The 13,773-nt window shown below is 43.6% G+C and carries 15 protein-coding genes; 12 read left to right on the plus strand and 3 right to left on the minus strand.

The genetic code is table 11. The features are described from left to right. Position 1: 1 nt before the first annotated feature. The 6 genes from AYW75_RS14075 to murI are packed head-to-tail and all read left to right on the plus strand — an operon-like array spanning position 2 to position 3,915. Positions 2-424: an ExbD/TolR family protein gene (locus AYW75_RS14075; protein WP_067100611.1), complete on the plus strand. Its 423-nt coding sequence runs from the start codon at positions 2-4 to the stop codon at positions 422-424. Beyond that, positions 421-1,440, plus strand: a complete 1,020-nt coding sequence (gene lpxK, locus AYW75_RS14080) for a tetraacyldisaccharide 4'-kinase (protein WP_067100614.1) — start codon at positions 421-423, stop codon at positions 1,438-1,440. Before AYW75_RS14075 ends, lpxK begins: the two co-directional genes overlap by 4 nt. Before the next feature lie 4 nt (positions 1,441-1,444). Then, a complete protein-coding gene (locus tag AYW75_RS14085; protein ID WP_067100616.1) occupies positions 1,445-1,633 on the plus strand; it encodes a Trm112 family protein in 189 nt (62 codons plus the stop codon). A 5-nt stretch (positions 1,634-1,638) separates the two neighbouring features. Continuing rightward, positions 1,639-2,097: a low molecular weight protein-tyrosine-phosphatase gene (locus AYW75_RS14090; RefSeq protein ID WP_331709529.1), complete on the plus strand. Its 459-nt coding sequence runs from the start codon at positions 1,639-1,641 to the stop codon at positions 2,095-2,097. Further along, a complete protein-coding gene (gene murB / locus AYW75_RS14095; protein WP_067100622.1) occupies positions 2,090-3,133 on the plus strand; it encodes a UDP-N-acetylmuramate dehydrogenase in 1,044 nt (347 codons plus the stop codon). Before AYW75_RS14090 ends, murB begins: the two co-directional genes overlap by 8 nt. Beyond that, positions 3,130-3,915 carry a glutamate racemase gene (gene murI / locus AYW75_RS14100; RefSeq protein ID WP_067100624.1) on the plus strand — a complete coding sequence of 262 codons (786 nt, stop codon included), beginning with the start codon at positions 3,130-3,132 and terminating at the stop codon, positions 3,913-3,915. Before murB ends, murI begins: the two co-directional genes overlap by 4 nt. Positions 3,916-4,025: 110 nt before the next feature. On the opposite strand, the gene rne is transcribed toward murI, so the two are convergent. Beyond that, a complete protein-coding gene (gene rne, locus AYW75_RS14105) occupies positions 4,026-7,358 on the minus strand; it encodes a ribonuclease E (RefSeq protein ID WP_067100627.1) in 3,333 nt (1,110 codons plus the stop codon). Between the two features lie 429 nt (positions 7,359-7,787). Between rne and rluC the strand changes: the two genes are divergently transcribed. Next, a complete protein-coding gene (gene rluC / locus AYW75_RS14110) occupies positions 7,788-8,756 on the plus strand; it encodes a 23S rRNA pseudouridine(955/2504/2580) synthase RluC (protein ID WP_067100630.1) in 969 nt (322 codons plus the stop codon). 57 nt (positions 8,757-8,813) lie between these two features. Here rluC and AYW75_RS14115 read toward each other — a convergent pair whose 3' ends face one another. Next, positions 8,814-9,221, minus strand: a complete 408-nt coding sequence (locus AYW75_RS14115; protein WP_082856539.1) for a MaoC family dehydratase — start codon at positions 9,219-9,221, stop codon at positions 8,814-8,816. Between the two features lie 148 nt (positions 9,222-9,369). Here AYW75_RS14115 and AYW75_RS14120 point away from each other — a divergent pair, with 148 nt between their 5' ends. Next, positions 9,370-10,371, plus strand: coding sequence for a S49 family peptidase (locus AYW75_RS14120; RefSeq protein ID WP_067100633.1), 1,002 nt, complete (start codon positions 9,370-9,372; stop codon positions 10,369-10,371). 63 nt (positions 10,372-10,434) lie between these two features. On the opposite strand, the gene AYW75_RS14125 is transcribed toward AYW75_RS14120, so the two are convergent. After that, complete coding sequence (locus tag AYW75_RS14125; protein WP_067100801.1) at positions 10,435-11,022, minus strand: Maf family protein; 588 nt, start codon at positions 11,020-11,022, stop codon at positions 10,435-10,437. 82 nt (positions 11,023-11,104) lie between these two features. On the opposite strand from AYW75_RS14125, the gene AYW75_RS14130 reads away from it, so the two are divergent. Genes AYW75_RS14130 through fabD form a run of 4 tightly spaced genes read left to right on the plus strand, consistent with a single transcriptional unit; the run spans position 11,105 to position 13,762 of the window. After that, the gene (locus AYW75_RS14130) at positions 11,105-11,686 is read left to right on the plus strand and encodes a YceD family protein (RefSeq protein WP_231886221.1); all 582 of its coding nucleotides are present in this window, start codon (positions 11,105-11,107) and stop codon (positions 11,684-11,686) included. An 11-nt stretch (positions 11,687-11,697) separates the two neighbouring features. Continuing rightward, the gene (gene rpmF / locus AYW75_RS14135) at positions 11,698-11,877 is read left to right on the plus strand and encodes a 50S ribosomal protein L32 (protein WP_055462888.1); all 180 of its coding nucleotides are present in this window, start codon (positions 11,698-11,700) and stop codon (positions 11,875-11,877) included. Between the two features lie 11 nt (positions 11,878-11,888). Beyond that, positions 11,889-12,839, plus strand: coding sequence for a fatty acid synthesis protein (locus AYW75_RS14140; protein ID WP_067100639.1), 951 nt, complete (start codon positions 11,889-11,891; stop codon positions 12,837-12,839). Next, positions 12,836-13,762, plus strand: coding sequence for an ACP S-malonyltransferase (fabD, locus tag AYW75_RS14145; RefSeq protein ID WP_067100642.1), 927 nt, complete (start codon positions 12,836-12,838; stop codon positions 13,760-13,762). The genes AYW75_RS14140 and fabD overlap by 4 nt, the downstream gene beginning before the upstream one ends. The last annotated feature ends 11 nt before the right edge of the window (positions 13,763-13,773 follow it).

The raw sequence follows: 13,773 nt of genomic DNA on the forward strand, positions 1-13,773 counted from the left end.
TTTGAAATTTCGCCGACAAAAGATTGAAGACGTCCACATAAATTTAACGCCTCTAATTGACGTTGTATTTCTGTTACTTATCTTTTTTATGGTCAGCACGACATTTAAGCAAACCACTGACTTAACTATTGACCTCCCAACTGCTTCAAATGGCGCTGCTTCGGTTGTTTCGCAAAACCCAGTAGAAATTACGATTACGCAAGATGGCCAATTTGTCATTAATGGTCAAACTCTAATCAATGAGCGTACAGATACTTTGGTGCAAGGCTTGAAAGAGTCATTTCAAGATGATTTTGAACGCCCTCTGATTGTAACTGCTGACGCTAACGCTTCTTATGAGATGGTTATGCGGGTATATGATGCTGCTGCTCAGCTTGGAATTTCTAAGCTCGCTCATACCGCTCAGAAAGAGACGGGATTGTGAGTTTAGAGCAATCCCTAACACGCTCTTGGTATGGTTCATATGGTTGGACATGGGCTTTAACACCTCTTCTATTGCTAACAGTGCCAGTGATACAGTGCAAGCGTAAAAAATATCTTGCTCAACGACTATCAATAAGTTACCAGTCCAAATTGCCTGTGATTATTGTTGGTAACATTACGGTTGGGGGAACTGGAAAATCGCCTATGGTGATCGCCTTGGCTGACTGGCTCAAGCAGCAAGGGTATTCGCCAGGTATCGTAACGCGAGGCCATAAACGATCGTCAGATGAGGTAATGCTTGTCGGTCACTCTTCAAGTGCTGCAGACGTTGGTGATGAGCCGCTAATGTTGTTTCGCCGCTCAGATTGCCCTGTTGCAGTCTCTACTAAACGTGTTCAAGCCATACAAGCGTTAGAGCGGCTTGAGCATGTGGATGTCATCATCAGTGATGACGGTTTACAACATTATGCTATGGATCGAAATATCGAAATAGTGATGGTGGATGCCAAAAGAGGATTAGGAAATAATATGTTGCTTCCTGTTGGTCCCTTAAGGGAGCCTGCCTCTCGTTTGAACCATGCTGATTATATTTTTAGTATTGGTGATGAGCCTAAGCTGGATATTACGCAGCACTATTTTCATGGAAAGCTGGCTTTAAATCGACTCGTGCATATCAAAGATAAGGCACGCACAAGACCTTTAACGGACCTAGGCTGCAAATCTTGGACAGTGGTTGCAGGGATCGGTAATCCAGCACGCTTTCTAGAAACCTTAGAGGGTTATGGCTTGCCACACAATTCTACAAATCATTTTTTTTCAGATCATCACCATTTTATGCGTAGCGATTTATTGCCTTTTGAATCTGTCATAATGACTGAGAAAGATGCTGTAAAAGTTGAAGGCTTTGCCAACTCAGAGGATGATTGGTGGTTTGTCGCTGCAGAGCTTGAATTACCGCTCGAGTTCACTCGTCAACTAGATGAGCAAATCAAACAAGTCATTAAACAGAAGAAATAACATTATGAATAAAGCACTTTTAGAAATTTTAGTTTGTCCAGTAACTAAGGCACCATTAACTTTGAATGAAGAAGGTACTGAGCTGATTAGCAAAGTGGGCGGTATGGCATATCCGGTTCGAGATGGCATTCCAGTTTTGCTTGAAAGTGAAGCGCGTACTTTGAGCGCAGATGAGCGTTTAGACGATAAATAGTTACTATGATGAAAGTACTTGCTGTTTGTTTAGGTAATATTTGCCGCTCGCCAGCTGCGCAAGGCATTTTAGAGCATCTTGCTAGAGAAAAAGGATTGGATCTTCAAGTTGAGTCTTCTGGTACGGCGGCTTATCACGTCGGTAAACTACCGGATGCACGTTCAATTAAAATACTGAAATCTGTTGGTATAGATATAACCCAGCAACGCGCACGACAAGTTTGTGTTGAGGATTTCAATGAGTTTGATTGGATTGTTGCAATGGACAGCGAAAACTTGACTAATTTAAAGCATATCCAGCCCTTAAACAGTAAAGCGAAAGTGGTGATGTTTGGTCGCTATCGTAATGGAATTGATTTTGGTGAAGTGGATGATCCTTATTATGGCGGTGACTTAGGTTTTGAAGCCATGAAAGATCAGCTCTTTACTATTGCAGAAGATTTTTTGGCAAATGCTTATGAATGAGCAAAAGCTCTCGGACTCGCCAGAATGGATATCTCACAAGACTTCTCTGCAATCTTTCAATACCTTCGGCTTTGACTATCAAGCTGAGTTCTTGGCGGTTGCAGAAAGCATCGAGCAGCTTATTGCATCGGTAAAGTGGGCTAAGTGCCATGATTTGCCCGTTACGGTAATAGGGGGAGGCAGTAACTTACTTATTAAAGGTGATGTCGTTGGTCTGGTAATTGTGAACCAAATCAAGGGGGTTGCGGTTAAGTATTCTGATGATGCCTTCTCAGAAGTGATCTTTTCGGCAGGTGAAGCTTGGCATGACTGTGTTACTTGGTCGGTTGATCGTGGGCTTGGTGGTATTGAGAACCTAGCGTTAATTCCGGGCACCGCAGGTGCTGCTCCTGTTCAGAATATTGGTGCTTACGGTGTTGAAGTCAAAGATGTTTTACAGCGGGTTACTGCTTTAGATATAGAAACATTAGAGTTGGTTGAAATTGAGGCGAATCAATGTGGTTTTGCATATCGTGAATCTCGATTTAAACATGAGTGGAAATCTAAATACATCATTACGTCAATGACGGTTAGACTGAGTGCGGCGCCAACGTTAGTGCTTGAGTATGGTGGCTTATTGCAAGCTATGCCTTCGTCTCCGAGCATTAGGGATGTTTTTGAAACAGTATGTAATGTGCGTAAAGAAAAGCTTCCTGACCCTACTGAGGTAGCGAATTCAGGTAGTTTTTTCAAAAACCCGGTGGTCAGTGATGTTGTTTATCAGTCTATTCGAACTCAGTACCCTGAGGTCGTTGCGTTTGCGCAAGGTACACAATGGAAGCTTGCAGCAGGATGGCTAAATGATCGGGCAGGATGGAAGGGATACCAAGAAAATGGTGTGGGTGTATACCCAAAGCAAGCGTTAGTATTGGTTAATTACAATTGTCAAAAAGCGGATGCCTTGTTGGCTTTAGAAGCAAAGATCAAAGCATCAGTGTACAAGACATTTTGTGTTGAGTTGGAGCGTGAGCCTGTTCTATTAGGAGGGTCGGTGTGACCATCAGAATTGGTGTGATGGATTCTGGAGCGGGCGGACTAACCATTCTTCAGTCCATCCATGCCGCCATTCCTCAAGCGAATCTTATTTATTTTGCAGACCAGGCGAATGCGCCTTACGGTCAGCAAACATCGGTCTTTATTACGCGACGGCTCATAGAGATAGCAGATTATTTTATTGCTCAAGGGTGTCAAATGATGGTGATCGCTTGTAACACGGCCACAGTGGCCGGCATCACTGAGCTTAGACAATCTATTTCTATTCCTGTCGTTGGTGTGGAACCTGCTGTTAAGCCGGCATGCAGTTCCAGTATATGCAAACGCATCACAGTGCTTGCCACGCAAGGGACGAGTATCAGCAAGCGGTTAAACGATTTAATTGATACTTGGCGTTTTGATACAGATGTTGAGGTTTTGGCTAGCTCCAGCTTGGCCACCTTAATAGATAGTATGCCTACTAGTTTGAGTGAATTAAAAGAAGAGGTTGCTCGTATTGCGGAGCAGGTCCTTAGTAATAAGTCTGATACCTTGGTTTTGGCTTGTACACATTACCCATTAGTGAAAAACCTGTTTGATGAAATATTGCCATTAGTGTCGATTGTGGAGCCGAGTCGAGGTGTGACGGCTCAAGTACAGAGACTGATTGACATTCATGGTATGTCGTTAGAAAAAAATAACGAAGGAGGGGTTAGCATTTTGACCAATGGCTCAATTCATCTTCAAAGGTCTTTGTCTTATTGGATTAACTCTTTAATAACCCGCGTTACGTATATCCAAATCTGAAACTGGTTAAGTGCTGGGGCATTTTAAAGACCAGTCGCTTGTTTAATAATTCAAACAAAAAACGCCAGCTAATAGAATTAACTGGCGTTTTTTAGGGTCTGTAGAAATTGCTATTCAGAGGCGCTTTCTGTTTCCCCTTGACTAGCATTAGTAGACTCTTCACGAGCTAATCGAGGGTCATTCTTAACTCGACCGCTACGACGTTGACGACGTTGTTGCGCAGCTTGATCGCGCTTGTCTTGAAGTTCTTGCTTGGCTTTCTCTTGTTGTTCAAGCAGAGCTTTTGGCAACTGAACATCAGTTTTCTTCTCTTCAGAAGCAGGCTTGGCTGCCTTACGGCCGCGAATTGCACGAGGTTTACGTACCTTTCGCTCAGTATCTGCTTGTTCGGAAGAGTCAGCTTGAGTTGTTTCTTCGGTCGAAGTTGTTTCTTCGGTCGAAGTTTTTTCTTCGGTCGAAGTTTTGTCTTCGGTCGAAGTTTTGTCTTCAGGTTGACTGTCTTCAGGTTGACTGTCTTCAGATTTGACCGGATCAATGTACTCAGCTTTTTCTTTCACTGCTACAGGTACTGCTTGAGCTTGCTCAATAGTAACTGGTTTAGCTTCAGGCTTAGTGATTTGATCTGATGTGTCAGCTGATTCTGATACCTGTTCTGGTGCTACATCTTGAGTTGATTCAGTCTTTGTTGGAGCTATATTTGCTTCTACAGAAACTTCATTAACCGTGTTAGGTTGCTCTGTTGTTGCAGTCTGTTTAGGTACTGCTTCAGCGTTGTCAATCTTATTCATGTCAGCTTTAACAGTCATTTTAGGCTTTGTTGTTTTCTCATGGTTGTCAACAATGCTTTCATTAGACGCCGTTTCAGTAGTTTTTGGTGTGGCTGATTCTGACTTGGCCTTAGGTTGTGCTTCTTCCGTTAAATCTGATGCCGCTGCCGCTTCTTGTTGAGACGCTTTAGAATCATCCTGATTGGTTGGCTCAGTCGTTTTTACCGATTCATCAGTAGAAGTGGGTTCTGGGCTTTCAGTCGATTCAGTAGGGCTTGGAGCCTTATTGGTGTTAGCTTGTTCATCAATTGATTGCTCGTTGTTGCTCTGTACGTCGTCTTGCTTGTTGTTATTGCGGCGCGATCGACGTGAGCGACGAGGCTTGCGTTCGGCTTTGGTGTCAGAGCTTTCCGAGCTATTAGCGGCTGCTTGATCGGCTACTGCTTGTGCTTCTTTAGCATCTGATTCAACTTTAGCTTGTTGTTCTTGAGCTAGCTCAATTTCGTCTTTAAGCTTACCGTTACGACGTTTGTTGTCATTCGGTTCACGTTTACGTTCTTGGATCTCAGGTTCAGGGCGACGAGGTTTTAACTTAGTAGGAGCATCTTTCTGCTCTTGCTTGTTGTTAGGCTTGTCTTGTTTGGTTTGAGCCTGATCGCGCTTAGAGCGATTTGACGTATCTTTATTTGAATCTTTAAAAGACTCTTTGTTTGAGTTGTTACCATTTGTGTCTCTATTGGTGGGCTGCTGAGACTTCGCTTCAGCTTGAGCACGACGAGACTGACGTGTTGATTTGGCTTTTTCTTGAGCATCGTTTTGCTGCTCTGACGCCTCTTTTTCATGCTTACGTGCAGGACGACGATTACGCTGGCGGTCACGTGGTGGTTTGCGCTCTTCAGAAGAGTGCTTAGCATTACTTGTTGGTTTAACCGCTTCTTTCTTAGGCTCTACTTTTTCAGAGTTTTCTTCGGCACTGCCAAATAGAGCATCTAAAATACGTTTGAACAGGCTAGGTTTCTTAGTTTCTGCTTTAGCTTTAGGGACGGTCTCTGCAGGTGTTGGCGCAGGCGCAGGCGAAGCAGGCGCGATGCTGGTTACCGCTGCTTGAGGACGAGACTGCTCATTAGGCTGGCGAGGTTCGTAAGGCGGCTGCTCAGGCGTATCGACTAAATCGTAGCTGCTATCATCCTCTTCCATAACGGCATTGTCGTCACGAATACGTTCAACGTGGAAATGAGGTGTTTCCATGTGAGGGTTGGGTACAAGAATGATATGTACTTGATTACGCTTTTCGATTTTTGCGATGTTAGTGCGCTTCTCATTCAACAGGAATGTAGCAACAGAAACAGGAAGAATGGCACGAATCTGAGCGGTACGTTCTTTGGCACATTCTTCTTCGATTAAGCGAAGTACAGATAATGCTAAAGACTCTACGTCACGAATAAACCCTTGGCCATTACATCGCGGACAAACGATACCGCTGGTTTCGCCAAGCGATGGGCGTAGGCGTTGGCGCGACATTTCCAATAGGCCAAAGCGAGAGATGCGGCCAATTTGTACACGCGCACGATCGGCTTCTAGAGCCGCTTTCATGCGATTTTCAACCTCTTTCTGGTTGCGAACGGGTGTCATATCAATGAAGTCGATGACTACAAGTCCACCAATGTCTCGAAGGCGCAATTGACGAGCGATTTCGTCTGCTGCTTCAAGGTTGGTTTGAAGTGCTGTTTCTTCGATGTCGCCGCCTTTTGTTGCGCGGGCAGAGTTGATATCGATAGAAACCAGTGCTTCAGTTGGATCGATAACAATAGAGCCGCCTGAAGGAAGGCGTACTTCGCGTTGGAATGCCGTTTCAATTTGAGTTTCAATTTGGAAACGATTAAAGAGAGGTGTTGGCTCACTGTAAAGTTTAATACGGCTCTTAAAGTGAGGCATCACTTGCATGACAAAGTTCATCGCGTCTTGGTAGACGTTCTTTTCGTCGATCAAAACTTCACCAATGTCATCACGTAGGTAATCACGAATAGCGCGGATGACGATATTACTTTCTTGATAAATCAGGAAAGGAGCAGGGCGATCTGCAGCCGCTTTGGTGATCGAGTCCCAAAGTGTTTGTAGATAGTCTAAATCCCATTGAAGTTCTTCAGTAGAGCGGCCAACACCTGCAGTACGAACAATTAGTCCACCATTGTCAGGTACGTTAAGGCCAGACATCGCTTCTTTAAGCTGTGTGCGGTCATCGCCATCAATGCGACGAGAAATACCACCAGCACGAGGATTATTTGGCATAAGTACCAAATAACGACCCGCTAAGCTGACAAAAGTAGTCAGTGCAGCACCTTTGTTGCCACGCTCTTCTTTATCAACTTGAACAATGACTTCTTGACCTTCCGTCAAAACATCTTTGATGTTGAGGCGGCCATCTGAATTTGTTTTCTTAGAAAAATAAGTTTTAGAGATTTCTTTTAAGGGCAGGAAGCCGTGTCGCTCAGCACCGTAATCAACGAAAGCGGCTTCAAGGCTTGGCTCTATTCGAGTGATTTTACCTTTATAGATGTTTGCTTTCTTCTGCTCTCGAGATCCTGATTCGATATCTAGATCATACAGGCGTTGCCCATCTACTAACGCAACGCGCAACTCTTCTTGTTGAGTTGCGTTTATTAACATTCTAATCATTAACTGTGACTCTTTTTAATGATCAGGAAATTCTAAGTTCATGAAATGTAACGATTTTATGAATTCGTTCAGACGATTCAGTCACAATTTATAGGCGCGCCACAATGCCTTGATGTAAGGATGACGTCGCTCTTTTCTGTGTTGCTGTAATGCGTGTTTCAACTATCGGTCAACATGAAAGGTGCTGATCTAAATAACGGATTCAATAGTAAACTGTTACACCTATGAACCGATTCACTGATTCATGAGGTTTATTATATAAAAATTAACTTTTTGCCCAGAGGTAAGAAATGACCAAAGTGTCGCTTTGGTTATGGCTTCTCATTCGTTACAATTGATTCTTCGAGGCTTTCTGTTGCCTCTTACCCTCTGCGGATTTGAATATAACAGTAAAATCTAAGTGCTTCAATTACATAGGAAACCATTCTTTTGTCAGCAAGTGAAAATAATGGCGCTTCAGAGCGTCCACAGGTGCGTTTTGTTACTATTGACGAGAATAATCATGGTCAACGTATCGATAACTTCTTAGTAACTTTTTTAAAAGGAGTGCCTAAGGGGAAGATCTATAACTTACTGCGTAAAGGTGAGATCCGTGTCAACAAGAAGCGCATCAAGCCTGATTTCAAGCTCAGTAGTGGAGACAATATCCGCATCGCACCAATTTTTGTGGCGGAGCCGGGTGATAGGCCTGTCGTTGCTGAAGGGCTTAAAAAAGAAATTGAAAACCGTATTATATACGAAGATAAAGGTTTAATTGTCGTTAACAAACCCTCAGGCTTGGCGGTACATGGTGGTAGTGGTCTAAGTTTTGGTTTGGTAGAGGTTATTCGCCAAATGCGGCCGCAGGAAAAATTTATTGAGCTTGTTCATCGACTTGACCGTGATACATCTGGCTTAATTATGATTGCGAAAAAACGCAGTGTGTTAAAAATATTGCATGCAGCCTTACGAGAAAAAGAAGGGGTCCAAAAAACTTATCATGCACTAGTCTTTGGTTCATGGCCTAAGCGAAAGCTACAGGTCAATGCGCCGCTTCTTAAAAACGAGCTTAAATCAGGTGAGCGCGTTGTGAAAGTGCATACGGATGGCAAAGAATCGCTGACTCGCTTTAAGGTGCTGCGTAACTTTGAAGGATATACCTTTATTGAGTGCGAACCTGTGACAGGTCGCACGCATCAGATTCGTGTTCATGCGCAATTTGCTGGGTACTCGATTGTAGGTGATGATAAATACTCGCCAAATGAGGCTAACATACTAGCTAAGTCGTTAGGTTTTAAACGATTGTGTTTGCATGCAGCCCGACTTGATATTGATTATGAGGGTATTAAGTTGACCCTAGAGGCGCCTATTGAAGATGCTTGGAAGGACGCAATGTCGGGCTTGCCGAGCAAATACTAAGACCGTTTAATTGGTTATTACTTGTGGTGTGGTTTAAAGGGGCATGCGCCCCTTTTTTTATGGGATCATAATAGTAGCTTCGCCAGTAACGACTTTTTTGCCGTTAACTAAACAAGTGGTTTCAATGATGGCGCGACGGCGGCGCTCATTGAGTTCTTTAACGGTAACGGTAGTTGTGACTGTGGCTCCAATAAATACTGGTGCGCGAAATTTTAATGATTGCTCAAGGTAAATGCAGCCTGGTCCAGGTAGTTTCGTGCCAATAGCGGCCGATATAAAGCCGGCTGTTAGCATGCCGTGTGCGATCGGTTTTTCAAAGCTAGTTGTGGCTGCATAGTCTGCATCCAAATGAACTGGGTTTGTGTCGCCGGTAACTTGAGCAAATGTTTGAACGTCTTGTTCTGAAACTGTTTTTTCGATGCTTGCGCTTAAGCCAACGCTTAGTTCTTCAAATGAGTAGCTCACTATTAAGTCCTTATTCCTGTAAATATCGCTATGGTACACTCGCTGCAATGTTTACTTAAGCGTTCTGCCTATTAAATTCGACATCTCGCATGAAAATTTCAGTTGAGCAGAACATTTGCCGTTATACTGTTGAAATATGGAGCGTTAAATGGCTTGGAATGAAGAAGACGATGTAAATACAAAGTCAAAAGAACCTATGGCCGATAATAAACACATTGAAAAAGAGTCTACCGATTCAAAGTTAGTCGATGCCTTAAAGGAAGTGTTAGGTGCGCAGGTTGTTGAGCGTCGCAGACAAAGGCGTTGGAAGATTTTTTTCCGCTTTGTGTACTTGTTAGTATTTATCGGTATCGTCACTAGCATTTGGATGACTTCTGATGTGGATGATGTTACCTCAGGAGACAGTGTTGCCGTTTTGCGTATGCAAGGCACAATAGGTGCACAAAGTGAAGTAGACGCAAACGAGTATGCTCCTTTGCTTGATGAGATTTACGCTAATAGCTCCACTAAGGCTGTGCTTATTGAAATGAACAGTCCTGGTGGTAGTCCTGTACATTCTGGCATCTTACATGATGCTATTATGCAATATCGAACCTTATACCCTGCTATACCTGTTGTGGTTGCAGTTGAAGATATGGCCGCTTCAGGTGGCTATTATATTGCTTCAGCAGCCGATGAAATTGTTGTTGATAAAGCCAGTCTTGTGGGTTCTATCGGTGTGGTTTCTGGTGGATTTGAAGCCAGTGAGCTGATCAATAAGATTGGTGTGAAGCGTCGTTTGTTTACCGCAGGAGAAAACAAAGCCTTTATGGATCCGTTCTCTCCTATGAACGATGCGGCTATGCAAAGTTGGCAGAGAGTATTAGATGAAACGCATAAGCAATTTATAGCAGCGGTGAAACAGGGTCGTGGTGATAGGCTAGCGGATGAGCCGAATTTATTTACGGGTATGGTGTTTACCGGTTCTCAGGCAGTTGAGCTTGGTTTAGCGGATCAATTTGGATACTCTCAACAACTGTTGAATACGCAATTTTCTGACCTAACGCCGGTGTATTACACACCCTATAAAGAGCCTTGGGAGAAAGTTGCTAAGCAATTAGGGGTTGAGTTCTCTGCTGGCATTACAAGTTGGTTCTACAGTTTGCGCTAAACTTAGTTTTTTGTCGTGTTTATCTTAAAAGCAGGTACATCTTATATGTACCTGCTTTTTTATTTACGCTAGTGGGTTTAATCCGACTGCTCGTAAACTGTTGCATGTTTCGATCAATGGAAGGCCCTCTAGTGACGAGGGATCGCAACCTTCCATTTGTTCAAATAAGGCCACGCCTAATGATTCGCATTTGAAACTGCCAGCACAGTCTAATGGGGAGTCAATGTCTATGTAGTTCTGTATTTCGTGCTCAGTAAGATTTCGAAAAATCACAGAATAAGTTGAAAGACTATAACGGTTGAGCTGGTTGAATGTGTTGACTACATACAGGCCAGTAAGGAATTCGACCTTTTGACCGCTAAAGCGCCTTAGTTGCTCAATGGCATTATTGCGGGTATGGGGTTTGCCTATAATACTACCATTATAGGTGGCGCATTGATCTGATGTGATGAGAATACTGTTGTTGTCTAAAGTGCTATATAAAGCAAGCGCTTTTGCTTTGGTGATCCGCTCAATGTATTGTTCGGGTGCTTCGTTATCTAATCGACTTTCGTCAATGTTTGGTGTGAGTGTGGTGAATGCTAAGCCTAGTCGATTGAGTAGGTTTTGACGGTATTTGGAGGATGAGCCAAGGGTCAATTTTTGTGTCATAAAGGTCATCTAGTCTCTTGATTTGTCGAAAAAATAGGTAAATCACTTGTTGAGGCGAAATAATACGTAAAAAATGTCATTTATGCCTCAGTATTCTTTGACAAGGGTGGGACTTGGCAATATTATTCCCGCCATGTTGAATGACACATTACCCAAATACTTTGACCCTCGTAAATACGCTTTCAATGAAGTGAGTATTGAAGGGCGTTTATCACTCAGTCAATTTCCGGAGTTGAGCGCTACGCTAGCGTCAAATGAAGGGGATGCGTTTATTCATCTAGACTTTAGAGTGGATGAAGATAGGCGCTACATAGCGACTGGTTCAATTAAAGCAACTGTTCAAGTTGAGTGTCAACGATGCTTGGAGGCTGCTCCTGTTGATCTGGAGGTAGATCTTAGTCTGGCTTTTGTTTATGACGAAGACCATGCCAAGAATATACCTAGTGACTATGATCCCGTTGTCATGACCGATGGTGAGGTCGTTATCGCTAAAATGGTAGAGCAAGAATTGCTTCTTGCCTTGCCAATAGTTGCTTATCACCAAGAAAGTGGTTGCAACCCAGTAGCTCTAAAGTATGCATCGTCTACCGATGACGCACCGGATGACGAAATTAAACCGAATCCATTTAGTATATTGGCTGAATTAAAAGCTAAGAAAAATTAGGAGCTCCAAAAATGGCAGTACAAAAAAGTAAAGTGACTCGTTCACGTCGCGGCCAGCGCCGTTCACACGATGCACTAACTAACCCAACTTTATCTGTTGAACAGACAACTGGTGAACTTCACCGTCGTCACCACGTTTCTGCAGACGGTTTTTATCGTGGTCGTCAAGTAATCACCCCTAAAGGTGAGTAATTAGATACCCAATGATTAGGGTAGCTATTGACGCTATGGGCGGGGACTTAGGTCCCCGCATTGCATTTCAAGCAACAGAAAAAATTGTTGCCGCCTTCACTGATGTCGAGGCGCACTTCTACTATGATCGTCGGGAATTTGCTTTTCCTGAAGATTCGTCATCATCTCGAATTATTCCTGTCGCTTGTCAAGATTCCGTAACGTGTATGGAAGCTGTAGATCGTTCTTTATTTAAGCGGAATGAGTCGACAATTTATCGCTCTTTAGCAGATATGTCAGAAGCGAGCATAGATGTGGTCGTAACATTTGGTAATACTGCGGCGATGGTTGCATTGGCTCGTCACATTGTCGGTTTGCTAAGGCCAAAGTTGTATCCAGCTTTAATTCGAGAGATGCGACCTAATCCATTGAGGTGTTTGGTGGATTTGGGGGCGAATGTTCATTGCCCTGCAGAAATGCTGAATGGTTTTGCTTTGCTTGGTGCATCGTATGTAGAAGCGCTAAGTAATAATGCGGCGAATGTTGCATTGTTAAATGTTGGAGTCGAAACCAGTAAAGGTAGCTCGGTCATTAAAGAGTGCTATAAGCGACTTAGTGAGCAAGGCTGGCCAAATTTCTCGGGATTCGCTGAAGGATTTGAGCTGTTTTCAGGTGAAAAAAATGTCATCGTGTGTGATGGTATGGTTGGTAACGCAGTGCTTAAGGCCTCTGAAGGTTTGTTTGTATTTTTGCTGTCGCAACTGCCAAAGCATTCGGTCGATACGTCAGCCATTGAACGCTTGATTCAGGCTGAAAGTCGCCATGGCGCTTGCCTTGTTGGCATCAAAGGTAATTTAGTTAAAGGCCATGGTCGTTCTGATTTAGATGCCATGGTTGGTGCGATTGAGTACGGTATTGATATAGCTCGCACGAATTTATATAAAAAAATTGAAGCAAAGTTAACTCAACAGGGGGTGTTATGAATCCTTCATTAGCATTTGTGTTTCCTGGTCAAGGTTCACAACAGCAAGGTATGCTGTCTGACTTGGCAGAGAAATACGATATTATAAACGCTACTTTTGACGAAGCATCGGATGTGCTTGGTTACGACTTGTGGGATTTGGTTCAGAATGATGCTGAATCTTTGGGTCAGACAGATAAAACTCAGCCGGCTCTTTTAACGAGTAGCGTTGCGTTGTGGCGCCTTTGGGAGCAGCAAGGTGGTGAGCAACCTGCTTACGTTGCTGGGCACAGTTTGGGTGAATATTCTGCACTTGTCTGTGCTGGCGTTATTGCATTCAAAGATGCAGTGGAGCTTGTTAAATTACGTGGTGAATACATGCAACAAGCTGTGCCTTCCGGCACGGGAGCGATGGCTGCAATCATTGGTTTGTCTGATGAGCAGGTTGTTGCAGCGTGTGAGTCCGTTTCAGAAGGTGTAGTGAGTGCCGTCAATTTCAACTCTCCAGGCCAAGTGGTGATTGCGGGTGAAAAGGCTGCGGTTGAGATTGCTATGGTTAACGCTAAAGAAGCGGGTGCTAAGCGGGCATTGCCTCTTCCTGTAAGTGTTCCATCGCATTGCCAACTAATGGTGCCTGCTGGCGAGAAGCTTGCTGAGCGATTGAACGCCATCGAATTTAAAGAGCCATCAATTAAGCTGGTTCAAAATGTGTCTGCTGAAGCTGTGTCAGATGCGGCACAAATCAAAGCAAACCTTGTTTCGCAACTTAGTGAGCCCGTTTTATGGACCCAATCTATTGCCTTGTTGAACGAACTTGGTGTAGAAAAAACTGTTGAATGTGGTCCAGGTAAAGTTTTAACAGGTCTAAATAAGCGAATTGTTAAAGGTTTGGATGCCTTGGCAATCGGAGATGTGGCAAGCTTTGACGCTGCGACTGGAAATTAAAAAATTACTGG

Source organism: Marinomonas atlantica (assembly GCF_001639725.1).
GTDB lineage: Bacteria > Pseudomonadota > Gammaproteobacteria > Pseudomonadales > Marinomonadaceae > Marinomonas > Marinomonas atlantica.